The sequence below is a fragment of the Thermus aquaticus genome, assembly GCF_001280255.1.
GTDB classification, from domain to species: domain Bacteria; phylum Deinococcota; class Deinococci; order Deinococcales; family Thermaceae; genus Thermus; species Thermus aquaticus.
Genome location: NZ_LHCI01000017.1, coordinates 1 through 425, shown reverse-complemented (window position 1 = coordinate 425; position 425 = coordinate 1). Strand labels below are relative to the sequence as shown.

Genomic DNA, 425 nt, shown 5'->3' with positions numbered 1-425 from the left:
GGCTAACCGCTGCCCTGGTGCTCTTCGCTTACCTCCTTGAGCAGAGGAGCAGCTGGGCCTGGCTACAGTTTTTGCTGGGCGTGGGCGCGACGCTGGCCTCCTACCAGGTCTTGGGAAGGGGCGTAGCCTTCAACTCCCTTAAAGTGATAGGCTTTTCTCTCCCGGCCCTGGTCCTCTTCTACTTTGTTTTAGATCTGCTCTTCCCCGAGGAAGTTGTCCCCTAGCATTGACTTGTAAACCGCCGTCTTAGTAAAAACGCCCTTCCCAACGGCAAAAACCCAAGTAGAGCCTTTTGTGCAAACAATCTATAATGGGACCCTGCCGTTTACATTTCCCTATGGGGGAGTCCTCGGGGAAAAGTTCCACCCCTCCCTCTCCCCAAATGCGATAAGAAAAGCTTTGCTCTTTCCTTCACGAACTTTTCC

Annotated in this window: 1 protein-coding gene; it reads left to right on the top strand. The window is 53.2% G+C overall.

Annotated elements, in window-relative coordinates; translation table 11 throughout:
* The coding region (locus BVI061214_RS00135) for a hypothetical protein (RefSeq protein ID WP_211256761.1) at window positions 1-224 on the top strand (224 nt) is incomplete at its 5' end.
* Window positions 225-425 lie beyond the last annotated feature (201 nt).